Raw genomic sequence first — 26281 nt, forward strand, 5'->3', positions numbered from 1 at the left:
GGCATACCTCATTATTGTTGTCGGTTGAGAGTGAACCGAGCATAAGTCCACCCCATTGCCGACTGCGACAATCATTCACCCCGCGTATGCGTGTCCATCGGTTCAGTCCTTGTGCTTTTTCGCGTGCTTGTCGGATTTCTCGAACGCGTCTTCGAGTGCGCGGTTGATCGTGCGCAGCACTTTCACTCGCGCCCAGCGCTTGTCATTGGCCTCAACCAACGTCCACGGCGCGATCTCGGAACTGGTGCGATCGACCATATCGCCGACGGCGGCACGGTAATCGTCCCACTTGTCGCGGTTGCGCCAGTCGTCCTCGGTGATCTTGAAGCGCTTGAACGGGATCTCTTCACGCTCCTTGAAACGCTCCATCTGCGTGTCCTTGTCGATCGCCAGCCAGAACTTGACGACGATCACCCCGGCGTCGGCCAGCTGCTCCTCGAAGTCATTGATCTCGCCATACGCACGCAGCCAGTCCGCCGGTGTGCAGAAACCTTCAATGCGCTCCACCAGCACTCGGCCGTACCACGAACGGTCGAACACGGTGAATTTGCCGCGCGCCGGAATATGTCGCCAGAAACGCCAAAGGTACGGTTGCGCACGCTCCTCTTCGGTCGGCGCGGCAATCGGCACGATGTTGTATTGGCGCGGATCGAGCGCCGCCGCCACCCGACGGATCGCCCCGCCCTTGCCCGCCGCATCGTTGCCTTCGAACACCGCGACCAGTGCATGGCGACGCATGCGTTTGTCGCGCATCAGACCGGACAATCGCGCCTGTTCGGTGATCAGTTGCTCTTCGTAATCTTTCTTGTCCAGACGCTGGGTCAGGTCGAGGCTGTCGAGCAGGTTCAGATGATCAACCGGTGTGCCCAGCGGCGCGGCGCTGACATCGTGGGGATGCACGTCCGGGCGTTTCAGCGCACTTTGCAAACCTTCAAGGAGAATCTTGCCGACGGCCAGACTGCGGTAATTTGCGTCCATGCCTTCGATGACATGCCACGGCGCGTAATCGCGACTGGTGCGGCGCAGCACGCGCTCGCCGTATTTGACGAATTTGTCGTAGGTTTCCGATTGCTGCCAGTCGAGCGGGCTGATGCGCCAGCTGTGCAACGGATCGTCGGCCAACGCTTTGAGCCGTGCCTTCATCTGCTTCTTCGACAGGTGAAACCAGAATTTGAAAATCAGCGCGCCTTCATCGCAGAGCATCTTTTCCAGACGCTCGGCGCCAGCGATCGCTTGATCCAGGCGTGGATCCTTGAACAAACCGTGCACCCGCCCCTGGAGCATCTGGCTGTACCAGTTGCCAAAGAAAATCCCCATCCGCCCTTTGGCCGGGAGCATCCGCCAGTAACGCCAGGCCGGTGGCCGCGAGAGTTCTTCGTCGCTCTGTTGGTCGAAGGTGCGCACCTCGATCAGGCGCGGATCCATCCACTCGTTGAGCAACTTGACCGTCTCGCCCTTGCCCGCGCCTTCGATGCCGTTGATCAAAATGATCACCGGGAAACGCTTCTGTTGCTGCAACTCGAACTGGGCCTCCAGCAGCGCTTCACGCAGTGCCGGGACGGCGGCCTCGTAGGTGTCTTTGTCGATGGCGTGACCGATTTCAGCGGATTCAAACATTGGACGGCTCCTTCCAGGGTTCAGCAAGACTAGCGGATGATGACAACCTCTGAACAGATCGCAGCCTGCGGCAGCTCCTACACTGGAATGCAATCCACCCTGTAGGAGCTGCCGAAGGCTGCGATCTTTTGACATTTTCCATGGCCCCCTGGATCAGACCTTGCCATGGATCAAGCACCCCTCGCCCGATCGGCTAGAATGGCCGCCTTGTCGTTGCCGAGCCTGCCATGAAACCCGTATTGCCCCACGCCCAACTCGATTGGGATGAACAGGGACGCCCGCGTTCGCGAGTGTTTGATGACGTGTATTTTTCCGACAAGTCCGGTCTGGATGAAACCCGCTATGTGTTCCTCGAACAAAACCGCTTGGCCGAGCGTTTTGCTGCGCTGCCGGCAAACGGTCGTCTGGTTATCGGCGAAACCGGTTTTGGCACCGGGCTGAATTTTCTCTGTGCCTGGCAGTTGTTCGCACAACACACCGTGGCCGGGGCGCGGTTGCATTTTGTCAGCGTCGAAAAATACCCGCTGAGCCCGGCCGATCTGCAACGGGCATTGGCCTTGTGGCCAGAACTCAAACCGTTGGCCGATCAATTACTCAAGCATTACGTAGCCATCCATCAAGGCTTTCAGCGCATCACCCTGGCCGACGGTCGCGTGACGCTGACCCTGCTGATCGGCGATGCGCTGGAGCAATTGCCGCAACTCGATGCGCAGATCGATGCATGGTTTCTCGACGGTTTCGCCCCGGCGAAAAACCCCGACATGTGGACGGCGGAACTGTTCGTCGAACTGGCACGACTCGCGGCACCCGGCTCGACCATCAGCACCTTCACCAGCACCGGATGGGTACGCCGTTTGCTCAACGCCGCCGGCTTCAAAATGAAGCGCACGCCGGGCATTGGCCATAAGTGGGAAATTCTGCGTGGCGAGTTCCTCGGTTGGCCGTCAGACGTTGCGCCACCCGCCCCGGTAAAACCGTGGTTCGCCCGCCCTGCCCCAGTGGCAGGCGAACGTCGTGCACTGGTAATCGGCGCCGGACTGGCCGGTTGCGCCACCGCTTCCAGCCTCGCCGCGCGCGGTTGGCAAGTGAGCTTGCTGGAGCGCCACGATGGCGTGGCGCAAGAAGCCTCGGGCAATCCGCAGGGCGTGCTGTATCTGAAGCTCTCCGCCCACGGCACCGCGTTATCGCAATTGATCGTCAGCGGTTTCGGCTATACCCGTCGCTTGCTGGAAACCCTGCAACGCGGCACCGATTGGGACGATTGCGGCGTGCTGCAACTGGCGTTCAACGCCAAGGAAGCCGAGCGCCACGCACAATTGGCCGCAGCCTTCCCCGAAGATTTACTGCAATGGCTCGATCAGCCCGAAGCGCAACACCGCGCCGGCATCGGTCTGGTTCACGGCGGTTTGTACTATCCCGAGGGCGGCTGGGTGCATCCGCCGGCGCTGTGTCAGGCGCAAGCGGCGCAACCGAACATCGAACTGCTCAGCCATCGCGACGTACTGGAACTGCGCAAAGTCGACGATCAGTGGCAAGCTTTCGACGGTTACCGCTTACTGGCCAGCGCATCGGTCGTGGTGCTGGCCGGCGCCGCCGAGATCAAACGTTTTGCGCAAAGTGCCGAGCTGCCGCTCAAGCGCATTCGCGGACAAATCACTCGCCTTGCCGAGACCGCAGAAAGCCAGGCCCTGACTACCGTGGTTTGCGCCGAAGGCTACGTCGCCCCGGCACGTTTGGGCGAACATACCCTCGGTGCGAGCTTCGATTTCAACAGCGACGACCTGACCCCGACCATCGCCGAACACGAAGGCAATCTGGCGATGCTCGAAGAAATCTCCAGCGACCTCGTGTCGCGTCTGCACATCAGCGAACAGCCTGTCGAAAACCTTCAGGGCCGCGCCGCATTCCGCTGCACCAGCCCCGACTATTTGCCGATCGTCGGCCCCCTCGCCGACCGCGAAGCGTTCGATCAGGCATTCGCCACGTTAGCCAAAGATGCCCGCCAGGTTCCGGACGTGGCCTGCCCGTGGCTTGACGGGCTCTACGTCAACAGCGGCCACGGTTCTCGCGGTCTGATCACCGCACCGCTGTCGGGTGAATTGCTCGCCGCCTGGCTCGACAACGAACCGTTGCCGCTGCCGCGAAGTGTCGCTGAGGCGTGCCATCCCAATCGCTTTGCGCTGCGCCGTCTGATTCGCGGCAAGTAGCTTTTACCCTTGGGGCAAGGCGCAGATCCCCAGATTAACCAAACGTATCGCATCGTCGGTCAGGCGTGTCAGCACAGCTTCCTCAGCCAGCTCCCGCTGGAACCTGATCGCATCCATCTGGCTGAGATAATCGGCGGAACTGAGTGTGCTCGCCTGTTCAAATACGGCATCCAGCTGCGGTGAAAACGTCTCGTCAATGTTGGAGAACTGGCGACTGAACGTGCGTTTGAGGTAATCGCACCAGAATGACTGGCGCTGCAGGAACGTCACCCACTGCGCTGAAGCTTCAGCCGTAATGATCCTGTTCTTCGCAATGTCCAGATCAGCACGGGTCACACCGCCCAGTAATGCATAACGCATGAACCGCGGCTGCCCCGGCAAATCCAGGTCATCGGCGAGGCCGGTGCGATACGCGAGGTTGACCTCCAAAGGATCGGCGGTCGGATTCTTGTCAGCATGTTCTTGAGCGATCTGGTTCAACTGATCCAGGCGGAACAGACCACGGCCGAGTTTGATCAGGGGTTTGGCACCATTTACCCGACCTTCAGCAGGGTTGATCACCCTGTCGACTTCAACGGCGATTTCCAGATGACTGAAGTTTATCGCCGCACTGTCCGTACAGTTGATCGGATTGGCCGCCAGATCGAGGATCTGTTCGTACAACGGCGCTCGCTGCTCCGCCGCTTCGAGTACTGCCCAGACCCGTCGATGCATGTCCTTGGTCGCTTTCTCGGAATCGGCGGTATGACTGAGTTCCGCCAGCAAATGGAATAATCCTTCGGCCCTCGGATCATCCTTCAATGCCGTCCAGATTCGGTTACGACGATTCCAGTCCTCCCCCGCGCCGTCAGTGAACCAGAGCGATCGCGCCTGGTTTTCATCGAGACGGGCATTATCGTTATCCAGATAGCCCATGCCGACGCCGATGTTTTCCCGGTAATTGGACAGGTGCGTGTTGCTGACGTCGGACAATGGATTGAATCGCAGGTTAAGTGCCTCACTGAAACGGCGCGGGGTTGTGAAGAGCCAATCCGGCAATACCTTTATTTCGTTGTTGCGCAAATCCACCCAGTCCGGATCCGGCAAGCGTGCCACACCTTTGGGCAATTCCGTAGCACCGGTCTCGCGCAGTGCCAGAGAGCGCAATTTCAACATATGACTGACATCCGGGGTTGCCCCCAGCGGATTGCCGCTCAGATTCAAACTGTGAAGCGTGCGCAACTGGCTCAGCTTCAACAGCGTCTGCTCGGTCAGCCTGATCTGGTTACCCGCCAGGCTCAACCGACCCAGATCAGGCATGAACGACAGCATTTCCGGCAGCCGAGTGAGCTTATTGCGATCAAGCTCCAGCGTTTCAACTTGCTTGAACGAGCGAAGGAAATACGCGATATCGTCGCCTTGCTCCATGTTCCTCAACGACAATCGTTTGATGTGGTCGAACTTCAGACCAGGTGGCAGGGTGGGCAGTTTGCCGACTCGCATGCCGTCCAGATTCAAGGTACAAACGGGCTGGCCATTGGCGTCTCTGACCCATAAGAGTCGCCGAAAACTGTCCTCAATCAGTTCAGCGGTGGCTTTGCGACTATGACGCACCTCTTGCCCATCCCCGCCGAGCGCCCTTATCGCGGGCTCATCCTCGCTCCAGAGTTCCAGTGCATCGCGCAGGCTGCGCAGATCCTCACGCAACGCTTTAACACCGGTTGCCCGGGTCAGCGGGTCGTTGCCCAACTGATCGATCAATTGGCTGGCCTGGGTCTCGGTGTAGCTGGGGAAAAGCCTCAAGACTTTGCGCAGCAATGCTCGCGGATGAGTCGTCGTCATCACCTGATCGGCCTGCACACAAGCCGGCTCGAAAACAACCGGCTCAGACTTGCCGGAGATCAATATCCGCGCAGTCACCTCGCGCTCGTCCAGTGCAGTTTCAAGCAGCTTGTTGCGTAGTCGAGCCCCATCAGCAGGCACCGGATCGGGGAAACCGGCGGCGGCACGTTGCGCAGGAGTCAGCGCCTTGAGAATGACTTGATAGCGCTCGTCAGCCCCCGCCTCAACCCGTCCCAGCGATTTGCTGTCGCCATCAAACACCTCATAACCGCCATTGGATTTAACCAAAGTGCGGGTGTTCAAGGGCGTCGCCGGCGCGACACCAATCGCTTCCAGCAAAGGCCCTTTCAGGGTTTTTTCTCGTACCTCAAGCCGCAGTTGTGCATCCCAGCCGCTCAGACGGGGCAGTAACTGTATGGCCAGTTTTTCAGTGTCCGGGTTGGCCATTGCCGGCAAATGAAGCCCGATCAGCGCACGATCAACACGTACCTGATGGGTCGCGGCCCTGACCTTCTGCGCCAGACCGACAGGCACTCGACCGCTAGAACGCAGGTGCAGACGCTCGACACTCGGCGCTTGATCGATAAGACGCTGCGCATGGCGCGCCGGCAGCTCGACAAACGTATTGCGCAGCTTCTGCACATCGTCAGCCTCGATCCGGTCGTAGCGTTCATACATTCGCTGGAACACCGCCGGACGATCAGCCTTGAGCCGTGAGCCGAGTTTTTTAGCGAGAATCTCGCGCTCGTTCTGACGACCGGGATTGCCCCCCAGCAAGGCATCGACTTCCTTCTGATACAAACCATCGATTACCGTTTGCAGCAATTGACCTTCGGCCAATTGATCTTCAGTGATCACCACACTCAGACGATCATCGCGCACCGCAGTGAGAGGGTAGGTTGCGGTGACTTCGCCCGCGGCATCGGTGACCGCGATGTAACGGTCTGTGGGCCAGCCGGGCAGCTTCGACAACGCACGCAACTGTTCATGCACAGGTTGCCCTGAGTGGGTTTCGCCCCGCTCAAGCTCGGCGATGAGCACGCGTAACCGTCGCTCCGTACGCAGTCGCTCCACGCTGTCGCGCAGCCGGGATGACAGCGGCAGATTGTCGTGCAAGGCACGCTGCAACGCTTCGTAGCGGTCGCCGCTGATCCTGCGCATCATGTCCAGTTCGGCATCGGTAAAATCACACAGCTGTGGATCGATGCGTTTGAGGGTATACGCCGCGCTGCGCCACTGTTCTGTGTCTTCGGCCGGAGTGCGCCAGCCACCTTCGACGTGACGTTCAAGTACAGGGGAGAACGCTTCAGGGCGTCCAAGGTGTTGCAGGCGCCAGGTACGCGATGCCGAATCGAAAGTGCCCGCAAGAATCCGGTGCCCGACGCGGCCGTACTCCGTGCTGCCGATCTGATGCAGTTCTTCGGTTCCTTCAGCCAGCGTGAATCCGCGCGGAAGGTCATGCTCGTAAGGGCTTAAATCAGGTTTCCACAGGCGTGGTTTGCCGGCCTGATTGAATATCGCGGTGAACTGGCCGAAGAACGCCGGATGTGAACGCACCAGATGGCGTCCGAGCGTGCCAACGACTTTCTGGCCACCCGCGAACACGCCCATCAGTGCAATATTTTCCGCCACGCTGAGCAGGTGTGACAGCGCTTCCTGCTGGTCGCCCCGCTGCCAGTCCTCGATGCCTTCATACACCTCGCCAAGCAATTGCCCTACCGCAACGCCCATCATCAGTTGGCCGAGCACCGGTACAAAAAATCCTGCTACGGAGGCGACGGTGACACCGAGCTGGAGAAAATCCAGCAGACGTTTGCGGCGTGCATCGTCATCAATGTCGGCGGTCGGCACCGCCAGTTTGCGTGCATCAACCTGCATTTTGCCTACGTGACTTTGCATCATGAACTCGAACAGCGGCACCGTGATCGGCAACGACTTGATGGATCCCAACTCAGCGGAATCGGCGACAGCCTTGAAAAAATCTGCCTTATCATCTTCATCAATGCTGTTGGCGAAGTAATCCTTGTAGCGCCGATCCTTCAACTTTTGCGTCAGGTACTGTTTGAACGCATTGAAGCTCGGGTATTCGTACAACGCGCGCTCGGGCTCTCCTGCCATATACACCAGGCACGGTTCCTGAGGATGCGATTCGAACGAATGGGCGCAAAACACCACGACACCCCAGACGCAGCTGTCGAAAATCTCCAGGCCTTGCATCATCAGTGTCTGTTTGTTGTAGAGCAGCGTTGCCGCCGACACCACACCCTCGGCGTCAATAAGCCGTTGCACAGTCTGCAAACCGGCAGGGGTGATGTGATTTTTGATGGCGGCGAGTTGGGTGTCCAATTGCAACAACAGCTTTTTCATGCTCGCAATGTCGTGAACCATGGCGTTGCGCACCACGGCCTTGTCGTCACCCTCCAAAGGCCCGAAAACCTGCTGAAAATGCGCCTGATAGCGTTTACCAAGATCCAGCTCACGGCATAGCCCGGCATAGGCTGCCACCGTCAAACCGCTTACGCCGCCCGGAGTGCTTTGTACGACGACCTGACTGCCGACGGGAAATCCGCCTGCTGCTTCCTCTTCGGTGAAATTCTGCATGGCGGCCTGTAGCAACGTCTGCGTGGCCGCCGGAAAGGTTTTTACGCCGTTTTCATCTGTCGATATCGGCTCGCAGCCGCAATCGGCACCGGGCAGGCTCAGAAAATCCTTTTCTACGTCGAAATCCACCGGCCATTTCTGGCGCAGCGCAACGGTCAGTTCATCGATACAAAAGGAGTGCAACGGCTTGAGCGTGGCCAGCTCCTTTTCGACTGTCAGTTGAACGGCATGCAACTCTCGAGTGGTTCGATCAATCGCCGCGAGTTGGGTGGCTGAACATTTCAGCAAAAAAGCGGGCAGGTTTTTTTGCAAGGCTTCGGCGCTGTCCAGATCGCCAGTGGCGTCGAGCAACGTGTTCAAAGTCAGATCTTGAGACTGCGTTTTTATTTCTGTGGTCGGCATCTGCAATAGTCCTTTATTGCGGGTTCGAACGACGACCATATCAACACCGAGGAAAAATAAAAAACCTAAAAAAACGGCTGAAACCGGGGTTATTCAACAGTTTTTTGCACCGATAAAATATCTATATACCGCCATTTGAATTCGATCATTTGGTAAGTGGTGCGGCGCTCGCTTTGTCATTACGCGCTGTCGGATACACGCGCTTATAACTCATCGTTCTAAAACTCCCACAACCGCACCGGGTCAGTTTCTGAGTACCGGCCATGTCGGCCGCTGAAGAAATACCCTCCCCAACGGAAAAACCGGTAAGGACTTTATGTGCGGATTAGCTGGCGAGTTACGTTTTGATCAACAACCTGCAGACCTTGCAGCCATCGAGCGAATCACCCATCACCTGGCGCCTCGCGGCCCTGACGCGTGGGGCTTTCATGCTCAAGGGCCGATTGCCCTGGGCCATCGTCGCCTGAAAATCATGGACTTGTCGGACGGTTCGGCGCAGCCGATGGTCGACAATCAACTCGGCCTGTCGCTGGCCTTCAACGGCGCGATCTATAACTTCCCGGAATTGCGCGCTGAGCTCGAAGCGCTGGGTTATGCCTTCTATTCCGGCGGTGACACCGAAGTGCTGCTCAAGGGCTATCACGCCTGGGGCGAAGCGCTGCTGCCTAAACTCAATGGCATGTTCGCCTTTGCCATTTGGGAGCGCGATGCCAAGCGTCTGTTTATCGCCCGTGACCGTCTCGGCGTGAAGCCGCTGTACCTGTCGCGTACCGGTCAGCGTTTGCGTTTCGCCTCGGCCCTGCCGGCGCTGCTCAAGGGCGGCGACATCAACCCGATCCTCGATCCGGTGGCGCTCAATCACTACCTGAATTTCCACGCCGTGGTGCCTGCGCCGCGCACCTTGCTGGCTGGCATCGAAAAACTGCCGCCAGCGAGCTGGATGCGCGTTGAAGCCGATGGCACCACCGAGCAGAAAACCTGGTGGACACTGCCTTACGGCCCACACGACGACGAGAAAAATCTGACGCTGGAAGACTGGGTCGACCGCGTGCTGGACAGCACTCGCGAAGCGGTGGCGATTCGTCAACGTGCCGCCGTCGATGTCGGCGTGCTGCTGTCCGGCGGTGTCGATTCGAGCATGCTCGTCGGTCTGTTGCGTGAAGTCGGCGTGGAGAATCTGTCGACCTTTTCCATCGGTTTTCAGGATGCCGGCGGCGAGCGCGGTGACGAGTTCCAGTACTCCGATCTGATCGCCAAACACTACGGCACGCAGCACCATCAGCTGCGCATCGACGAAAAAGAAATCATCGAGCAACTGCCCGCCGCGTTCCGCGCGATGAGCGAGCCGATGGTCAGCCATGACTGCATCGCCTTTTATCTGCTGTCGCGTGAAGTAGCCAAGCACTGCAAGGTGGTGCAGAGCGGCCAGGGCGCGGATGAGTTGTTCGCCGGTTATCACTGGTACCCGCAAGTCGACGGCGCGGCCGACCCGTACGCGGCGTATCGCAACGCGTTTTTCGACCGCAGTTACGACGACTACGCCGCCACCGTACAACCGAAATGGCTGACCGCGAATGACGCTGCCGGCGACTTCGTGAAGGAACATTTCGCACAGCCCGGCGCCGACGCTGCAGTGGACAAAGCGCTGCGTCTGGACAGCACGGTGATGCTGGTCGATGACCCGGTCAAACGTGTCGACAACATGACCATGGCCTGGGGCCTGGAAGCGCGTACGCCGTTTCTCGACTACCGACTGGTTGAACTGTCGGCCCGTGTGCCGGGCAAATTCAAGCTGCCGGATGGCGGCAAACAGGTGCTGAAAGAAGCCGCGCGCCGGGTCATTCCGAGTGAAGTGATCGACCGCAAAAAAGGCTATTTCCCGGTGCCTGGCCTCAAGCATTTGCAAGGCGACACGCTGAACTGGGTGCGCGAACTGCTGCTCGATCCGAGTCAGGATCGCGGCCTGTTCAACCCGGCCATGCTCGATAAATTGCTGACCGACCCGCAAGGCCAACTGACGCCGTTGCGCGGTTCGAAACTGTGGCAACTGGCTGCTCTGAACCTGTGGCTCAGTGAACAAGGAATCTGATCGATGAAACCCCACGCCACGGCCATCAACCAACGGCTGATTCGCGGTCAGACTCCGTCCTATGAACGCTTGCAGGCACGCTTGGCTGAAGACGGCAGCGCGCTGGCCGCCGAGCCGATCGCGGTGCATTGCGGTTGGGGCCGGTTGCTGATCGGCCACACCTTTCCTGACCCGGCGTCGTTGGCGCAGGAACTGCTCAACGAGCAGCCCGGCGAACGCGATATCGCGCTGTACGTGGCTGCGCCGCAGCAGATTCTCGGGCTGGAACCGACGCAGCTGTTTCTCGATCCGTCCGACACGTTGCGTTTGTGGTTCAGCGATTACCGTCAGGCCACCCGCGTGTTTCGCGGGTTCCGCATTCGCCGGGCGCAGAACGAGGCGGACTGGCAGGCGATCAATCTGTTGTATCAGGCGCGCGGCATGTTGCCGATCGACAGCACCCTGCTCACCCCGCACCATCAGGGCGGCCCGGTGTATTGGCTGGCCGAGGATGAGGACAGCGGCGCGGTGATCGGCAGCGTCATGGGCCTGAATCATCACAAGGCGTTCAACGACCCGGAAAACGGCAGCAGCCTGTGGTGCCTGGCGGTTGATCCGCAGTGCTCACGGCCGGGTGTCGGCGAAGTGCTGGTGCGTCATCTGGTCGAGCATTTTATGAGTCGCGGTTTGAGCTATCTCGATCTGTCGGTGTTGCACGACAACCGTCAGGCGAAAAACCTCTACGCCAAGCTCGGTTTTCGCAACCTGTCGACCTTCGCGATCAAACGCAAAAACGGTATCAATCAACCGCTATTTCTTGGCCCTGGGCCGGAGGCGCAGTTCAATCCGTATGCGCGGATCATCGTTGAAGAAGCGCATCGGCGCGGCATTGATGTGCAAGTGGATGACGCCGACGCCGGGTTGTTTACGCTCAGCCATGGCGGCCGTCGCGTGCGTTGCCGTGAATCGCTGAGCGACCTGACCAGCGCGATCAGCATGAGTCTGTGTCAGGACAAAAGCCTGACGCACAAAGTACTGAAAGCGGCCGGTCTGAATCTGCCGTCGCAGCAACTGGCGGGCAATGCCGACGACAATCTGGCCTTTCTCGACGAGCATCAACGGGTGGTGGTCAAGCCGCTCGACGGTGAACAGGGCCAGGGTGTGGCCGTGGATCTGCAGAACATCGAAGAGCTGCAGCAGGCCATCGAAGCGGCGAAACAATTTGATAGCCGAGTGCTGTTGGAGAGTTTCCACGAAGGCCTCGATCTGCGAATTCTGGTGATCGGTTTTGAAGTGGTCGCGGCGGCGATTCGTAAGCCGGCGGAAGTGGTTGGCGATGGTCAGCATTCGATTGGCGCGTTGATCGAGGCGCAAAGTCGGCGTCGGCAAGCGGCTACCAGTGGCGAGAGCAAGATTCCACTGGATCACGAAACCCAGCGCACCTTGCATGCGGCCGGGTATGACTACAGCAGCATTCTGCCGGCGGGTGAGCATTTGTTTGTGCGCCGTACCGCGAATCTGCACACCGGTGGCACGCTGGAAGACGTCACGGCGATTCTGCATCCGACGCTGGTCGACGCGGCAGTGCGTGCGGCGCGGGCGCTGGACATTCCGATGGTTGGCCTCGATTTGATGGTGCCGGCGGCGGATCAGCCGGAGTACGTGTTTATCGAGGCCAACGAGCGCGCCGGGTTGGCCAATCATGAACCGCAGCCGACGGCGGAGCGGTTTGTTGATTTGTTGTTTCCGCACAGTCAGCCGGCCATTTAACCCCTTCCTGATCGTTCCCACGCTCTGCGTGGGAACGCCTCACCGGACGCTCCGCGTCCATTTGGGACGCAGAGCGTCCCGGACTGCATTCCCACGCAGAGCGTGGGAACGATCAGTGCTCAACCCATCAGGAGTTTCCATGACCCCACAAATCCCCGAACCGGATCTCAACTACCTGCAAAAAGTCCTCCTGGAAATGCTCGCCATTCCCAGCCCGACCGGTTTCACCGACACCATCGTGCGTTACGTCGCCGAGCGTCTCGAAGAACTCGGCATCCCGTTCGAAATGACCCGGCGCGGCACCATTCGCGCCACGCTCAAGGGCAAGAAAAACAGCCCTGACCGCGCAGTCTCCGCGCACCTCGACACCATCGGCGCCGCCGTCCGCGCGGTGAAAGACAACGGTCGCCTGACCCTCGCCCCCGTCGGTTGCTGGTCGAGCCGTTTCGCCGAGGGCAGTCGTGTCAGCCTGTTCACCGACAACGGTGTGATTCGCGGCAGTGTGTTGCCGTTGATGGCGTCCGGGCATGCGTTCAACACCGCGGTGGATGAGATGCCGATCAGTTGGGATCACGTCGAACTGCGTCTGGACGCCTACTGCGCGACCAAGGCCGATTGCGATTCGCTGGGCATCAGCGTTGGCGACGTGGTGGCGTTTGACCCGCTGCCGGAGTTCACCGAAAGTGGCCACATCAGCGCCCGTCACCTCGATGACAAGGCTGGCGTTGCTGCGCTTCTGGCGTCGCTGAAAGCCATCGTCGACAGCGGTCAGGAATTGATGATCGATTGCCATCCGCTGTTCACCATCACCGAAGAAACCGGCAGTGGCGCGGCGGCGGCATTGCCGTGGGACGTCAGTGAATTTGTCGGCATCGACATTGCGCCGGTCGCGCCGGGACAGCACTCCAGCGAACACGCGGTGAGCGTGGCGATGCAGGATTCCGGCGGGCCGTATGATTATCATCTGTCGCGACACTTGTTGCGGCTGGCCAGTGAAAACGAGTTGCCGGTAAGGCGCGATTTGTTCCGTTATTACTTCAGCGATGCGCATTCGGCGGTGACGGCCGGGCACGATATTCGTACCGCTCTGCTGGCGTTTGGTTGTGATGCGACACATGGTTATGAGCGTACGCACATCGACAGTCTGGCCGCGCTGAGCCGATTGTTGGGCGCGTACATCTTGAGCCCACCGGTGTTTGCCAGTGATGCGGCGCCGGCGAATGCTTCGCTGGATCGCTTCAGTCATCAGATTGAACATGACACGCAGATGGAGAGCGAAACGCGGGTGCCGCCGGTGGATAGTCTGGTAGGGCAGCGCTCCGACAATTAATGTGACCATTAGGCCGCCTTCGCGAGCAAGCTCGGCTCCTACAGTTGACCGCGTTTCCTGTAGGAGCTGAGCTTGCTCGCGATGAGGCCGGTACTGACTACACAAAACTGGCAGCCAACCGGCAATCGCCGTAGCATCCCGACATTGATTCAGCCGAGGTGCCCATGCTCATCCCTTACGACGCTCTTGAAGTCGACACCCTCACCCGCCTCATCGAAGATTTCGTCACCCGCGACGGCACCGACAACGGCGATGACACGCCGCTGGAAACCCGCGTGCTGCGCGTACGTCAGGCGCTGACCAAAGGCCAGGCGTTGATCGTCTTCGACCCGGAAAGCGAGCAGTGCCAGTTGATGCTCAAGCACGACGTGCCCAAGCACCTGTTCGACTGAAATCCTCAGCGGGCCCCTTCGCGGGCCTGCTTGCGCTGGATTCGTTCATAGACTTCGGCGCGGTGCACATTGACCTTCTTCGGCGCTTCGACGCCAAAGCGCACGCTGGAGCCGTTGACGGACAGCACGCGCAGGGAAATATCGTCGCCGATGGAAATCAACTCACCGACAACACGGCTGAGTACAAGCATGAGGTTCGTCCTTCAGGGGGTGGCAAACCCTGAAGATGCGCGGCTTGCTGGCGCGCCACAATGTGTGGCCGGCAATTCAGTCTTGCCCTACAGCTTGGCAAGCCCTTGGCTGTCAGACGCTTCCGACAAATCGAGCAATTCAGGCAGCGGAAAACCGCGGCCCGAACAGAATCACGCTGGCGCCGATCACGCACAGCGCCACGCCGATCCAGTCCGAACCCAACGGGCGAACTCGCTCGACCACCATCAGCCAGCCAATCGACGCGACGATGTAGATCCCGCCATAAGCGGCGTAGGCGCGACCGGCATAGTTGGCTTCAACACGGGTCAACAACAATGCGAACAACGTCAGGCTGAGCAACGCCGGGATCACCCACAACGCACTTTTGCCCTGACGCAGCCACATGAAGAAAGCGTAACAACCGGCGATTTCAAACAGCGCCGCGAGGAAGAACCACAAGTAATTGAGCATTGACGCGTCTCGACAGGGTGACCATTGCGGTCACCCTAACGACGCAATCCGCTACGGGCAAGGTCAGCCGTTGTTCTGTTTGGCCTTGGCGCGCATTTTCTCCGCCATCGAGGTCATTTCGTTGTAGAGCAGTTGCGGGTTTTTCTGCTTGATCGCCCACGCCATGCGCCCTTGTTCGTGAGGCAGGATCATGAACTCGCCGGCAGCGACTTGCTGGTAGATGTAGTCGGCGATGTCCGCTGCGGTAATCGGCGAACTCTCTAGCAACTTGCCGACCGCCGCCTTCATTGCCGGGGTCGGGCCACGGAAAGAATCAAGCAAGTTGGTCTGAAAGAACGAAGGACAGACCACATGCACGCCGACTTCTTGTTGTGCCAGTTCGATCAACAGACTTTCCGAAAGCGCCACGACACCAGCCTTGGCGACGTTGTAGTTGCTCATTGCCGGGCCCTGCATCAGCGCGGCCATCGAGGCGATGTTGATGATCTTGCCTTTGCTTTGTTCGAGCAGCGGCAGGAACGCTTTGCAACCCTTGACCACACCCATCAGGTTGATCGCGATCTGCCAGTCCCAGTCTTCCAGCGACAGTTCGCTGAAGAAACCGCCTGACGCGACGCCGGCGTTGTTAACGATGATGTCGATGCCGCCAAGTTTTTCTTCGCAAGCCTGTGCGAAGGCTGTGAGTTGGCTGTAATCACGCACATCGCAGCGCTGGATGAAGCCGTCGCCGCCCGCCTCGCGCACCATTTTCAGGGTTTCCTGCAGGCCGGGTTCGCTGACGTCGGACAAGGCCAGTTGCCAGCCTTCACGCGCCCAGCGCAGCGCGATTTCGCGACCCAGGCCTGAGCCCGCGCCAGTGATCATCATGCGATTTTGCATAGCAGACAGCCTTGTTGTTCTGGGGAAGATGCGCGGAGTGTAGCGAAGGTTGTGTGTGCGCCCACGCTCCATCAAGTTGCTGAATGGAGGATCAAAAGATCGCGCCGTACACGAATTCCTGTAGGAGCTGCCGAAGGCTGCGATCTGTTGATCTTTGGCCTTAAAGGAAATAAGCCTGAAATCCAAATACATTAAAAAAACATTGAATTTTCTTTCATTCGCACCAGTCGGATTTTGTAAGCCGTCTGGAATTACTTAGTCTCCAGTCGCCCCTTGAACACCAAGACTTCTCGAACTCTCTCAACAAGGAAATCGACATGGGCACAATTCTTATCATTATCCTGATCCTGTTGCTGATCGGTGGTCTGCCGGTCTTCCCGCACTCCAGAAGTTGGGGTTATGGTCCGTCGGGCATCATCGGTGTGGTGCTGGTCGTGCTGTTGGTGCTGTTGCTACTGGGTCGGATATAACCCTCTAGCCGGCAAAAAAAAGAGGCCCTTTTCAGGGCCTCTTTTTTATTGCGCGGACTTTTACTTTACAGCGCTTAGTCCGGCTTGCCGTTAATCACACCGGCGGTGTTGTCCATCAGGCTCTTGGTCGCCGTTTGCAGGAACGCTTCGAGTTTGTGTTTCAACTCGGCAGCGCGTGGTGCATCCGGAATAACCTCGGCACTTGGGGTGGCGCCCAGTTGGTACTGATAGACCTTCGCCGACATGTCCTTGTCTTTCGGCAGTACCAGAATCTGGTCTGCGGTGACGATGGCAGTGGTCTGCTCGCTGCCCGACGGCTTGATCACACCGAAACCGGTGTCGCCTTCCGGCAGGTTCAGCAGGTCACGGCCCCAGCACTGGTGACGCACTTCGCCACCGAGGCGACCCATGATGGTCGGCACGATGTCGATCTGTGTGCCCACGGTGTGGTCACGGGTGCCGAACTTCTCCTGGATGCCCGGCGCGATCATCAGCATCGGCACGTTGAAGCGGCCCAGATCCATTTCGGTGATCTGACGCTCATTGCCGAAACCGTGGTCGCCGACGATGACGAACAGGGTTTCTTTGAAGTACGGCTCTTTGCGCGCCTTCTCGAAAAACTGACCCAATGCCCAGTCGGAGTAACGCATGGCGGTCAAGTGTTCGTTGAGGCTGCCACGGTCGGTGACGCGCTCGACCGGCAATGGCGACGGCAAGGCGTATGGCGTGTGGTTGGACAGGGTTTGCAGCAACGCATAGAAAGGCTTGCCGTTTTCACGCGCCTTCAACTCGACCAGACCGCGATCGAACATGTCCTGGTCGGACACGCCCCACGTTGGATCGGAGAACACCGGATCGACGAAATCGTTACGGCCAACGAAGTTGGTCATGCCCTGGTTGCTGAAGAAACCCGACTGGTTGTCCCAGGCGAAGTCACCGTTGTAGACATACACGTCGTCGTAATCACGGTGGCTGAGCAACTGCGGCAGGCCGGACAGTTTGTGACTGCCTTCCGGGGTCTGCATCAGGTATTCGAAACCCGGCAGGTTCGGGAAGCAGGCCATGGTCGCGAACATACCCTGGTGGGTGTGCGTGCCGTTGGAGAAGAAACGGTCGAACAGCAGACCTTCCTTCGACAGTTTGTCGAGGTACGGCGTGATGTTGCCCGGCGCGCCCAATGCACCGACCGAGTGACCGGCCATGCTTTCCATCAGGATCACGACAACGTTCTTGATCGGCAGGGTCTTGTCGGCCGGCGGCGTGTAATCACGGCGCACGGCAGCGATGTCGGCATCGACCAGTTTGTCGTCCGGCATCACCAGCATCTCGCGCACCACTTTCTGCGCTTCTTCTTGCGGCAGTGTGGCTTTCCAGATGTTGTCGCGGTCTTCGCCCATGCGGTCTTTCGCAGCGGCGATCAGCGACAGCGTACCGTTGAGGCCGAGCTGGTTGGCGAAGTTGGAATCGGTGGTGTAGACATCACCCCAACGCATTGGCGGGCCCTGACGCAGGGTGCCACGCGCGGCAACCACGCAGATCAACAGGCACACCACGAATACCGCAGCGCGGGTGTACCACGGCGCCACCTGACGGGTGCTGACGGTACCGCCGCTGAACGGCCCGCGCGGACGCGTTGCACGATCAGCGCCTTTGAACGCCAAGGTCAGAATCACCGTGCCGACGACCCACGCCAGCAGATAACGCACCACCGGGAAACCGTACCAGAGCATGCTCATCACGGTTTTCGGGTCTTCTTTCACGTACTGGAACACCAGACCGTTAAGGCGCTGGTGGAACTCACGGTAGAAGTCCATCTCCATCAGGCCGAGGAACAGCGCGATGCTCGAAGCGATGGTCAGCCACAGACGGAAGAAACCGCGTGCTGCCATGGCCCGTGCGCTGAACAGCGCCAGTACCAACGGAATGCACAGGTAAACCACCAGGCGCAGGTCGAAACGCAGGCCGTTGGCGAAAGCTTCGAGGAACGTCGAAGCGGGGGTATCGAGGATCATCTCGCGGTTGTAGACCAGCAGCGCGAGGCGCAGCACGGAAAACATCACCATCATGACCAGCGCACAAAGCAGCGTGTAGGCCAGATGCGATTTGACGGTCGGTTGCAGCAGGCGAGCAGAAGATCGCTGCTGATTCAGGGCGTCCGGGTTTGCCATGTCGTTTTAGGACCCATTAGTTGAAGTTGCAAAAATACAGCGGCGCCCTGCCCTCTATTGGCCATTCCAGGCCCCGGGGCGTGCGCGGTGCGCAAATGTTGCACGATCGTTCGCACCATTGCCATTGATTACTGCCCCGCCGCCAGACAGTTTCATTTCAAGCGGCAGCAGACAGCGGCAACGTGCAAACAGCGCGGGCGAATTGTCTGGAACACTTTGTGAAAATTTCGTGCAACGCATATCTGGAAACACAATATAGATACAAAACAAAACGCCCCGAATCGGTCGGGGCGTTTTGTGTAGAGCGGGCTGATTACTTCTCGGCGCGTTCTTTCAGAGCTTTGAGGGTGTTGAACGGTGCGTCGACCACGAACTTGTTGGCAACCATCGCCGGCACGCTGCCGCCTGGCTCGGTGTGAACCTGGTAAGTCACTTCAACCTGATCACCTTTTGGTACGAACTTCCAGAAGCCTTTGACCTGTTCAACGCGAACGAAGCCCTTTTCTTCCGGAATGTACTTCGGCAGGCCTTCCAGGTTGCGGGTCAGGCTGCCGTCGGCGCCTTCAACGGTGGTGACCTTAAGTACCGAGTCACGCGGGGTGACTGGCCAAGGCGTGTTGAACTGGGTGTAAGTCCAGCTCTGATCGCCTTCGTGTTTGAGCAATTTCTGGGTCTTGCACTCGTGAATCCAGGCGCAGGCACCGGAGACGTCTTCCTGCAGCGCGCGCAGTTTGGCGACGGTGGTCTTCATCAGCGCGACGCCCTGATAGGACTTGTAGTCCGAACCCGGCACTTCGCTCAGGGAGACTTTGATGCCGTCTTCGTTCTTGGCGACTTTCCAGTCTTCCGCCTGGGCAACCGAGGTGGCCAGCACAGCGGTCAAACCACACAACACAGCGATACGATGCAGCGAACCCATAGTCTTATTCCTTATTGTTGAAGTTCCGTTCGTTTGACACATCACGCCGCCGTCATTTGTTCCCACCAGCCGATCAGCCTGATCGCTTCTTCCGAGCTGCTGCCGCAGACTTCGATGTCGGCAGAGAAGCCGGAACAGACTGCCGGGCGCTCGGGGCGGCCGAAAATATTACACAGGTTTTCGACCGAGAGTTGCACGCAACGTTCGCCGGCAGGTTTGCCATCAGGCATGCCGGGAATCGGCGAACTGATGGAGGGGGCGATGCAGCAAGCGCCACAGCCTTCACGGCATTTCATGACGAACAATTCCTCGCGACGGGCGATGTGTAAAAGGGACGCGGAACAGAGTAACCGCTAAAACGGCTGTTTTAAATTGCCTGAACCGGGGTTTTTAGCGATTACTGAATGTGACTGACCAGTCTCCGACAAAGCGTCTGGTCTGCGGGTCACAGCAACATGCTGTTTATTGCTTGAATTCGAAATCGAGCGCCGCGCCTTCCACTTCCCGACGCTCTTCGTTGCGCAGCTGCAACTGCATTTCGTTGCTGAGCAAACGGCCATTGAGCTGGAACCCGGTGTTTTTCTCGCCGAACATCTGCGGCAGGATCGGCTCGCGCTTGGGCATCTCGACGGAGCCCTTAGGCTTCAACTCTTGAACCATGTCTTTGGGCAGGCTCAGATCGAGTTTGGTCGACGGCAGCGGGGTTTTCGCCACTTCACGGGCGGACTTCGATTTGGAAGCCACCGGTGGGCGTTTTTTCACGATTTTCTGCTGGGCTGGTTTCGCAGCTGCGGCCTTCTTCACTGCCGGCGCTTTTTTCGCCGGCGTGGTCGCTGCCGGTTTTTCCGGGCCAGACGCCATGACATCGGGCACATGGCCGATCATCAGCAGGCAAAGCACAACCCAGGCGGCAGGAAAAATCGCTTTCATGAACTCCAACGACATTAACGGCAGAGGGCCATATGCTGGCCTGTTGCACGTCACATGACAAGCATGACGCGCCGTTCGTTCAGAAACCGCCCGCCGTTTCCTGACACAGTTGCGTTGCCAGCAAGCCCAGAGTCATCAACGCCCGCTCCGCCTCGCGGTTCCACGGAATGCCGCAATTCAGGCGGATACAGTGGTTGAACTGCTCGGTATTACTGAAGATCAGCCCCGGCGCGATGCTGATGCCCTGCTGCAAGGCGCGCACGTGCAAATCCTGCGTATTCACCCTCCCCGGCAAGCTCACCCAAAGAATGAAACCACCCGTGGGCCGGGTCATTTGCGTGCCCTCTGGGAAATACTGCTGCACCGCCAACTGGAAAGCGCTGAGATTCTTGCGGTACTCCTGACGGATGTAGCGCAAATGCCGGTCATAGCCGCCGTTTTCCAGATACGCAGCAATCGCCATCTGCGTGACACTGCAGGCTGAATGGGTGCTGAAGGTCTGCAGACGCTGGATTTCCTGCTGATACTTACCGGGAATCATCCAGCCGATACGCACGCCGGGCGACAAGGTCTTGGAAAAACTCGAGCAGTAAATGACCCGATCCAGTCGATCGTAAGCCTTGAGCGCTTTGGTCTTGCCCTGCTCGAACATCAATTCGCCATAGATGTCATCTTCGACGATCTGGATATCGAAATCCGAGGCCAGTCGCAGCAACTGTTTCTGGCGCTCTTCGGGCATGGTGCCACCCAACGGATTGCTCAAGCGCGTGGTCAGCACCAGCGCTTTGATCGACCATTGGTTGGCCGCCAGTTGCAGAGCTTCGAGGCTCATGCCGGTGGCGGGATCACTCGGGATTTCGATGACTTTCAAGCCAAGCAGATCAGCCAGTTGCAGCAAGCCGTAATAAGTCGGCGACTCAGCGGCGATCAGATCACCCGGGCGGGTCAGCACGCGCAGCGACATCTGCAAGGCATCGACACAACCGTGGGTGATCACCACTTCTGACGGATCGACGACGACACCGGCGTCGCGCATGCGAATCGCCACCTGCCGGCGCAACGGTTCGAAACCGGGGCTGAACATGTAACTGAACGCGCGCGGGCTGTGGAATCGGGTGACTTTGGCCAGTTGCTGATGCAGTGCGCGCACCGGCAGATAATCGACGCTCGGCACGGCGGCACCCAACGGGAACACACCTTCGCGGCGCGACTCGACCAAAACCTGTTGAATGATGCTGCTGCGCGTCACCAGACCCGGACGTTCAACTCGGGCAATGTCTGGCGTTGGCGCGGTCAGTGCGGGGGTCCGGTGGACGTAATAACCGGACTGCGGACGGGCGCGAATCAGCCCCTGATCTTCGAGATTGGCGTACGCCTGCAACACCGTGGCATGGCTGACGTTGAGCTGCGAACTCATCTTGCGCACCGAAGGCACGCGCTCCCCCGGTTGATAGACACCACGGCGGATGTCTTCGGCCAGTTGTTGAGCAATACGTTGGTAGAGCAAGAGATTGGTCATGACGCAGCACTCGATTTCACGGGCATTTTATTCTTGTGTGAAACAATACCGGAACAGTTTAGAAGTGTACTGGGACAGTTGCCACAATACTCGACCATACAGTGCAGTGTCTGCCCCCGACTGTACCGATTTGCGAGCCAATCGACAGACGTAAAAAAGCCCGGCGCTGCATGACAGGCCGGGCTTTTGTGGGAACTGTGTAGGAGCTGCCGAAGGCTGCGATCTTTTGATCTTCAAAAAGAAAAGTCAAAAGATCGCAGCCTTCGGCAGCTCCTACAGGGTTTTGCGTTGCTTAGCGGGCGGCGCCGAGCTGGCCTTTTTCGTCGGAGAAGACAATTTCCACGCGACGGTTCTGTGCCCGCCCACGCTCGGAAGCGTTGACGTCCACCGGGTATTCGTCGCCGTAGCCTTCGACCTGAATGCGTTTGTCCTCGATACCGAGATCCATCAGCACGTCGGCCACCGCTTGCGCGCGGTCGCGAGACAGTTTGAGGTTTTCCTGCTTGCCACCAGTGCTGTCGGTGTAACCCTCGATGCGCACTACGCGTTTCGGGTTCAGTTGCAGGAACTGGACGATTTTCAGCACGACACGGTTGGCCGAGTTTTTCAGCTCCGCTTCACCGGTGTCGAACAACACGTCACCGAGGGTCATCACCAGACCACGGTCGGTCTGCGTAGTGGCCAATGCGACGATCTGCTCTTCGAGCCATTTGCCTTGTTGCTGCACGCTGAGCAGTTTCGATTCGCGCAGGGCCAGTTGCAGGCGCTGACGTTCGAGTTCGAGCTTGGCGATGCGTTCTTCGTTGAGCACCTGATTGGTGTGCTCGCGGGCGATTTCGCTGTAGCGCTGGCTCAGGTAGGCGTAATGCACCACGTCCGAACCGCTGCCCCAATAGGTCGACAGGCGATCGGCGCGGGCCAGGGATTCCCCGGCGCGGATCACGTCTTTCGGCGCGATGCGCAGCACGTTCGAGTCTTCTTTGACTTTCTGAAAGTCAGCACCCGCCTCTTGCAATGCCGTTTCGCTGTGTTGACCGGCGCAGCCGTAAAGACTGGCGCAACCGGCGAGGATCAGACCGCCAAGGACTTTCGACTTGAGGCTCATTGAGCATCTCCCAGTTGCTTGCGCAGACGGACGATGCGGGTGTTGAGCACATTCACCTGTTCTTCACTTTTTTGCGTGAGCACTTTGGCCTCGGCCAGACGCGCATCCAGTTCGGCCTGCTCGGAACGCATCCGCGCATTGCGGTAGGACTCGTCGGCCATGTTGCCCTTGGCTCGATCGTATTTGGTTTCGGCCAGTTTCATTTCCGGCACATCATCAGCGGTGGCACCGACAGCCTTGGCCTGGGTGATGGCCTGCTCGGTGAGGCGCATTTGTTCGTTGGGTGCCGGATCACTGGCGCAACCGGCCAGAGCCAGAACGGCCATCGCCGCGAAAAGAGGTCGAATACTCACTAAGAATCCCTACTGTTTTGGGGCACTGACAGGTTGTTGCGGCTGTTGCTGCTGCGCCTTCCAGCGCTCGATATTGCGTTGCAGCACGGCTTCCGTCAGTCCGGACGCGGGCAATTCTGTCATCTTTTTGGCTAGCTGTCCGCGCAACCACGGATCGTTGCAGGCCGAGTTGTGGGAAACCGCGAGGAACAGGCCCGGGCGGTCGATGGGTTGCTCGAACGCCAGCAGATCATTGGCCATGCCCAATGCCTGCGCGGCGGCCATGCCCGAGTAGCGGCCGGCGAGTACATATTCCACTTCACCGAGGAGCAATTTCTGCAGGGCCTGGGTGAGGTTGGCTGTCTTGGTCAGGGCCAGATTCTGCTCGGCGAAAGTACTGAATCCTTGCGTCATTCGAGACTTTTCCGACAACGCGCCTGCGTGACCCTGCAGGTCTTTGGCTTCGCTATAGACCAGTGTCGAGCCTTTGCGCGTCCACACCAGGTAGTCGTTTTCCAGCAGTGGCGGGTAGATGTAGTCGAGGTTTTCCAGCTCGTTGAAGATCAGCGGCGCGTCGGCGAGCATGTCCATGCGCCCGCTGCGCACTTCGTCGAGGGCTTGCGAGCGTTTGCCGGCGTAGAGCAACTCGACCTTGATGCCGAGATCCTTGGCCACTTGTTGAAGCAGGTCGGCACTGGCGCCGATCAGTTGCTTGGGATTTTGTGGATCCTGCCACAGGTACGGCGGCGCATCCGGGCTGCCGGTGACGACGAGGCGCTCGCACTTGCCGGCGGCCACGGCCAAACCGGGCAACAGGGCCAAACCCAACAACCATCCGCAGCGCAGATCCATGGCGAAACGCTCCCACTCAAATCCAAGACAAAAAAAAGCCCGACCAAAAGGTCGGGCTCTTTATAAGTGAAGCTGCCGGTTTAAACCAGCTTCTCCAGCTCAGGTACTGCTTCGAACAGATCCGCCACGAGACCGTAATCGGCCACCTGGAAGATCGGCGCTTCTTCGTCCTTGTTGATCGCAACGATCACTTTGGAGTCTTTCATACCGGCCAAATGCTGGATCGCGCCGGAGATACCGACGGCGATGTACAGCTGAGGCGCAACGATTTTGCCGGTCTGACCGACCTGCATATCGTTCGGTACGAAACCTGCGTCGACGGCGGCGCGCGAAGCACCCACCGCAGCGCCCAGCTTGTCGGCCAGGGCGTACAGGTGTTTGAAGTTGTCGCCGTTCTGCATGCCACGGCCGCCGGAAACGACGATCTTGGCAGCGGTCAGTTCTGGACGATCGGACTTGGCCAGTTCTTCGCCAACGAAGCTCGAAGTGCCCGCGTCGTGTGCAGCGCCGACTGCTTCAACAGCCGCCGAACCACCTTCAGCAGCAACCGGGTCGAAACCGGTGGCACGCACGGTGATCACTTTGATCGCAGCGGTCGATTGCACGGTAGCGATGGCGTTACCGGCATAGATCGGGCGCTTGAAGGTGTCAGCGCTTTCGACCGAGATGATCTCGGAGATCTGGTCAACGTCCAGCTGCGCAGCAACGCGCGGCAGGATATTTTTGCCGTTGGAAGTGGCGGCAGCCAGGATGTGGCTGTAACCAGCGCCCAGCTCAGCGACCAGCGGAGCAACGTTTTCCGGCAGCTGATGCGCGTAAGCGGCGTTGTCAGCGTTCAGGACTTTGCTCACGCCAGCGATTTTCGCTGCGGCTTCAGCCACGGCGCCAGCGCCTTGGCCTGCAACCAGAACGTGGATGTCGCCGCCGATTTTGGCAGCAGCAGCCACGGTGTTCAGTGTGGCCGGGGCCAGCACTTTGTTGTCGTGTTCAGCGATTACCAAGATAGTCATGATTAGATTACCTTCGCTTCGTTTTTCAGTTTCTCGACCAGTTCAGCCACCGACTTGACCTTGATGCCTGCGCTGCGTGCAGCCGGCGCTTCGACTTTCAGGGTCTTGTTGGTGGAGGCGGTGGAAACGCCCAAAGCGTCCGGAGTCAGCACTTCGAGAGGCTTCTTCTTGGCTTTCATGATGTTTGGCAGGGACGCATAACGCGGCTCGTTCAAACGCAGGTCGGTGGTGACGATCGCCGGCAGTTTCAGGGAAACCGTCTGCGCGCCGCCGTCGATTTCGCGAGTCACGGCAACGCTGTCGCCAGAGACTTCGACTTTCGAGGCGAACGTGCCCTGACCGTAGCCGCTCAATGCAGCGAGCATCTGGCCGGTCTGGTTGTTGTCGCTGTCGATGGCCTGTTTGCCCAGGATCACCAGTTGAGGCTGTTCCTTGTCGACCACAGCCTTGAGCAGCTTGGCCACGGCGAGCGAGGTCAGATCTTCAGCGGATTCGACGAGGATGGCACGGTCGGCACCCAGAGCCAGTGCGGTACGCAGCTGCTCCTGAGCGGTGGTCGGGCCGATGGAGACGACGACGATTTCAGTCGCAACACCTTTCTCTTTCAGGCGTACGGCTTCTTCCACTGCGATTTCGCAGAACGGGTTCATCGACATCTTGACGTTGGCGAGGTCTACGCCGGAATTGTCCGCCTTGACGCGAACCTTGACGTTGTAATCCACAACGCGTTTGACAGCTACAAGAACCTTCATGGATTCCTCGTTACTCTCCGGTGAAAAGAAAGTCGCCTAGGCGAACCTGGCGGTTGATGCTCATCGGGCTACAAGGGCACCTCTAAAAACGCCGGCTTGTACTCGGGATGATTTCACGTTGCGAAGTGCGTGACCGTTCGTCAGTGGTGACCATTCAGTCATTCAACTTCGCGGTGTGTAAACTGCGCGCCAGACCTGCGCTGCGCATCACCCTTTCTGCCTACGCCCTGTCTTTAGAGGTGCTCTTGAAACCGCCAGTCTGCCTACGACGAGCGCAAAACCGCCCGTATCTTGACCGGAACGCCTATTCCGGTCAATACAGCAAAATGACCATTCATAAGCCGCGCTTCTTTGATTTCTCTGGGCTGGAGCCAATTCAAACAAACGTTTGTATTGGACGCTGAGAGTGGTGTAGATATAATGCGCCGCCTAGAGAGAAAGGTGGGTTTCCCGATATTCCCTTTGACGTTAACG

21 protein-coding genes are annotated in these 26281 nt (G+C 58.8%); 6 read left to right on the plus strand and 15 right to left on the minus strand.

Annotated features, from left to right (window positions below):
• Positions 1-102: 102 nt before the first annotated feature.
• On the minus strand, positions 103-1617 hold the full coding sequence (gene pap / locus KFS80_RS01135; RefSeq protein ID WP_212543759.1) for a polyphosphate:AMP phosphotransferase: 1515 nt from the start codon (positions 1615-1617) through the stop codon (positions 103-105).
• A 227-nt stretch (positions 1618-1844) separates the two neighbouring features.
• Here pap and mnmC point away from each other — a divergent pair, with 227 nt between their 5' ends.
• Positions 1845-3824 (plus strand): bifunctional tRNA (5-methylaminomethyl-2-thiouridine)(34)-methyltransferase MnmC2/FAD-dependent 5-carboxymethylaminomethyl-2-thiouridine(34) oxidoreductase MnmC1, encoded by a 1980-nt coding sequence (gene mnmC / locus KFS80_RS01140; RefSeq protein WP_212543760.1) that lies wholly within the window; start codon positions 1845-1847, stop codon positions 3822-3824.
• A 3-nt stretch (positions 3825-3827) separates the two neighbouring features.
• Here mnmC and KFS80_RS01145 read toward each other — a convergent pair whose 3' ends face one another.
• Positions 3828-8648, minus strand: a complete 4821-nt coding sequence (locus KFS80_RS01145) for an NEL-type E3 ubiquitin ligase domain-containing protein (RefSeq protein WP_212543761.1) — start codon at positions 8646-8648, stop codon at positions 3828-3830.
• Between the two features lie 316 nt (positions 8649-8964).
• On the opposite strand from KFS80_RS01145, the gene KFS80_RS01150 reads away from it, so the two are divergent.
• The 4 genes from KFS80_RS01150 to KFS80_RS01165 all read left to right on the plus strand — a co-directional run bounded on the left by KFS80_RS01150 (position 8965) and on the right by KFS80_RS01165 (position 14208).
• Positions 8965-10737, plus strand: a complete 1773-nt coding sequence (locus tag KFS80_RS01150; protein ID WP_212543762.1) for an N-acetylglutaminylglutamine amidotransferase — start codon at positions 8965-8967, stop codon at positions 10735-10737.
• Positions 10738-10740: 3 nt separating this feature from the next.
• On the plus strand, positions 10741-12486 hold the full coding sequence (gene ngg / locus KFS80_RS01155) for an N-acetylglutaminylglutamine synthetase (protein WP_053122502.1): 1746 nt from the start codon (positions 10741-10743) through the stop codon (positions 12484-12486).
• A gap of 139 nt (positions 12487-12625) precedes the next feature.
• Positions 12626-13816: an osmoprotectant NAGGN system M42 family peptidase gene (locus KFS80_RS01160; protein ID WP_212543763.1), complete on the plus strand. Its 1191-nt coding sequence runs from the start codon at positions 12626-12628 to the stop codon at positions 13814-13816.
• Positions 13817-13980: 164 nt separating this feature from the next.
• Positions 13981-14208, plus strand: a complete 228-nt coding sequence (locus KFS80_RS01165; RefSeq protein WP_003192759.1) for a YheU family protein — start codon at positions 13981-13983, stop codon at positions 14206-14208.
• Between the two features lie 5 nt (positions 14209-14213).
• Here KFS80_RS01165 and csrA read toward each other — a convergent pair whose 3' ends face one another.
• The 3 genes from csrA to KFS80_RS01180 form a co-directional block, all read right to left on the minus strand.
• The gene (gene csrA, locus KFS80_RS01170; protein WP_053122506.1) at positions 14214-14399 is read right to left on the minus strand and encodes a carbon storage regulator CsrA; all 186 of its coding nucleotides are present in this window, start codon (positions 14397-14399) and stop codon (positions 14214-14216) included.
• A 139-nt stretch (positions 14400-14538) separates the two neighbouring features.
• Positions 14539-14871, minus strand: coding sequence for a YnfA family protein (locus KFS80_RS01175; RefSeq protein WP_053122508.1), 333 nt, complete (start codon positions 14869-14871; stop codon positions 14539-14541).
• Positions 14872-14934: 63 nt separating this feature from the next.
• Positions 14935-15750 (minus strand): SDR family oxidoreductase, encoded by an 816-nt coding sequence (locus KFS80_RS01180; RefSeq protein WP_053122510.1) that lies wholly within the window; start codon positions 15748-15750, stop codon positions 14935-14937.
• A 311-nt stretch (positions 15751-16061) separates the two neighbouring features.
• On the opposite strand from KFS80_RS01180, the gene KFS80_RS01185 reads away from it, so the two are divergent.
• Positions 16062-16220: a DUF3309 family protein gene (locus tag KFS80_RS01185; protein WP_169432680.1), complete on the plus strand. Its 159-nt coding sequence runs from the start codon at positions 16062-16064 to the stop codon at positions 16218-16220.
• Positions 16221-16294: 74 nt separating this feature from the next.
• On the opposite strand, the gene KFS80_RS01190 is transcribed toward KFS80_RS01185, so the two are convergent.
• From KFS80_RS01190 to KFS80_RS01235, 10 genes are all read right to left on the minus strand, one after another.
• The gene (locus KFS80_RS01190; protein ID WP_212543764.1) at positions 16295-18388 is read right to left on the minus strand and encodes an LTA synthase family protein; all 2094 of its coding nucleotides are present in this window, start codon (positions 18386-18388) and stop codon (positions 16295-16297) included.
• Positions 18389-18701: 313 nt separating this feature from the next.
• Complete coding sequence (locus KFS80_RS01195) at positions 18702-19307, minus strand: START domain-containing protein (protein WP_053122514.1); 606 nt, start codon at positions 19305-19307, stop codon at positions 18702-18704.
• Between the two features lie 41 nt (positions 19308-19348).
• Positions 19349-19603 (minus strand): YkgJ family cysteine cluster protein, encoded by a 255-nt coding sequence (locus tag KFS80_RS01200; protein ID WP_053122516.1) that lies wholly within the window; start codon positions 19601-19603, stop codon positions 19349-19351.
• Positions 19604-19769: 166 nt separating this feature from the next.
• The gene (locus KFS80_RS01205; protein ID WP_212543765.1) at positions 19770-20237 is read right to left on the minus strand and encodes a translation initiation factor 2; all 468 of its coding nucleotides are present in this window, start codon (positions 20235-20237) and stop codon (positions 19770-19772) included.
• Between the two features lie 79 nt (positions 20238-20316).
• Positions 20317-21756: an aminotransferase-like domain-containing protein gene (locus KFS80_RS01210; RefSeq protein ID WP_212543766.1), complete on the minus strand. Its 1440-nt coding sequence runs from the start codon at positions 21754-21756 to the stop codon at positions 20317-20319.
• Positions 21757-22048: 292 nt separating this feature from the next.
• Positions 22049-22861: an OmpA family protein gene (locus KFS80_RS01215; RefSeq protein WP_053122522.1), complete on the minus strand. Its 813-nt coding sequence runs from the start codon at positions 22859-22861 to the stop codon at positions 22049-22051.
• Entirely contained in the window at positions 22858-23214 is a 357-nt protein-coding gene (locus KFS80_RS01220; RefSeq protein WP_212543767.1) for a DUF4398 domain-containing protein, read from the minus strand. Before KFS80_RS01220 ends, KFS80_RS01215 begins: the two co-directional genes overlap by 4 nt.
• 9 nt (positions 23215-23223) lie before the next feature.
• A complete protein-coding gene (locus KFS80_RS01225) occupies positions 23224-24045 on the minus strand; it encodes a substrate-binding periplasmic protein (RefSeq protein WP_212543768.1) in 822 nt (273 codons plus the stop codon).
• An 80-nt stretch (positions 24046-24125) separates the two neighbouring features.
• Positions 24126-25055, minus strand: coding sequence for an electron transfer flavoprotein subunit alpha/FixB family protein (locus tag KFS80_RS01230; protein WP_007908340.1), 930 nt, complete (start codon positions 25053-25055; stop codon positions 24126-24128).
• Between the two features lie 2 nt (positions 25056-25057).
• Complete coding sequence (locus KFS80_RS01235; protein ID WP_007908338.1) at positions 25058-25807, minus strand: electron transfer flavoprotein subunit beta/FixA family protein; 750 nt, start codon at positions 25805-25807, stop codon at positions 25058-25060.
• Positions 25808-26281: the final 474 nt, after the last annotated feature.

The sequence above is a fragment of the Pseudomonas rustica genome, from assembly GCF_018336155.1.
Classification (GTDB): domain Bacteria; phylum Pseudomonadota; class Gammaproteobacteria; order Pseudomonadales; family Pseudomonadaceae; genus Aquipseudomonas; species Aquipseudomonas rustica.

What these genes read in the sequence shown, in the direction of transcription:
- pap (WP_212543759.1), bottom strand. Translation starts at nt 1,617, where the DNA reads ATGTTTGAATCCGCTGAAATCGGTCACGCCATCGACAAAGACACCTAC.
- mnmC (WP_212543760.1), top strand. Translation starts at nt 1,845, where the DNA reads ATGAAACCCGTATTGCCCCACGCCCAACTCGATTGGGATGAACAGGGA.
- KFS80_RS01145 (WP_212543761.1), bottom strand. Translation starts at nt 8,648, where the DNA reads ATGCCGACCACAGAAATAAAAACGCAGTCTCAAGATCTGACTTTGAAC.
- KFS80_RS01150 (WP_212543762.1), top strand. Translation starts at nt 8,965, where the DNA reads ATGTGCGGATTAGCTGGCGAGTTACGTTTTGATCAACAACCTGCAGAC.
- ngg (WP_053122502.1), top strand. Translation starts at nt 10,741, where the DNA reads ATGAAACCCCACGCCACGGCCATCAACCAACGGCTGATTCGCGGTCAG.
- KFS80_RS01160 (WP_212543763.1), top strand. Translation starts at nt 12,626, where the DNA reads ATGACCCCACAAATCCCCGAACCGGATCTCAACTACCTGCAAAAAGTC.
- KFS80_RS01165 (WP_003192759.1), top strand. Translation starts at nt 13,981, where the DNA reads ATGCTCATCCCTTACGACGCTCTTGAAGTCGACACCCTCACCCGCCTC.
- csrA (WP_053122506.1), bottom strand. Translation starts at nt 14,399, where the DNA reads ATGCTTGTACTCAGCCGTGTTGTCGGTGAGTTGATTTCCATCGGCGAC.
- KFS80_RS01175 (WP_053122508.1), bottom strand. Translation starts at nt 14,871, where the DNA reads ATGCTCAATTACTTGTGGTTCTTCCTCGCGGCGCTGTTTGAAATCGCC.
- KFS80_RS01180 (WP_053122510.1), bottom strand. Translation starts at nt 15,750, where the DNA reads ATGCAAAATCGCATGATGATCACTGGCGCGGGCTCAGGCCTGGGTCGC.
- KFS80_RS01190 (WP_212543764.1), bottom strand. Translation starts at nt 18,388, where the DNA reads ATGGCAAACCCGGACGCCCTGAATCAGCAGCGATCTTCTGCTCGCCTG.
- KFS80_RS01195 (WP_053122514.1), bottom strand. Translation starts at nt 19,307, where the DNA reads ATGGGTTCGCTGCATCGTATCGCTGTGTTGTGTGGTTTGACCGCTGTG.
- KFS80_RS01200 (WP_053122516.1), bottom strand. Translation starts at nt 19,603, where the DNA reads ATGAAATGCCGTGAAGGCTGTGGCGCTTGCTGCATCGCCCCCTCCATC.
- KFS80_RS01205 (WP_212543765.1), bottom strand. Translation starts at nt 20,237, where the DNA reads ATGAAAGCGATTTTTCCTGCCGCCTGGGTTGTGCTTTGCCTGCTGATG.
- KFS80_RS01210 (WP_212543766.1), bottom strand. Translation starts at nt 21,756, where the DNA reads ATGACCAATCTCTTGCTCTACCAACGTATTGCTCAACAACTGGCCGAA.
- KFS80_RS01215 (WP_053122522.1), bottom strand. Translation starts at nt 22,861, where the DNA reads ATGAGCCTCAAGTCGAAAGTCCTTGGCGGTCTGATCCTCGCCGGTTGC.
- KFS80_RS01225 (WP_212543768.1), bottom strand. Translation starts at nt 24,045, where the DNA reads ATGGATCTGCGCTGCGGATGGTTGTTGGGTTTGGCCCTGTTGCCCGGT.
- KFS80_RS01230 (WP_007908340.1), bottom strand. Translation starts at nt 25,055, where the DNA reads ATGACTATCTTGGTAATCGCTGAACACGACAACAAAGTGCTGGCCCCG.
- KFS80_RS01235 (WP_007908338.1), bottom strand. Translation starts at nt 25,807, where the DNA reads ATGAAGGTTCTTGTAGCTGTCAAACGCGTTGTGGATTACAACGTCAAG.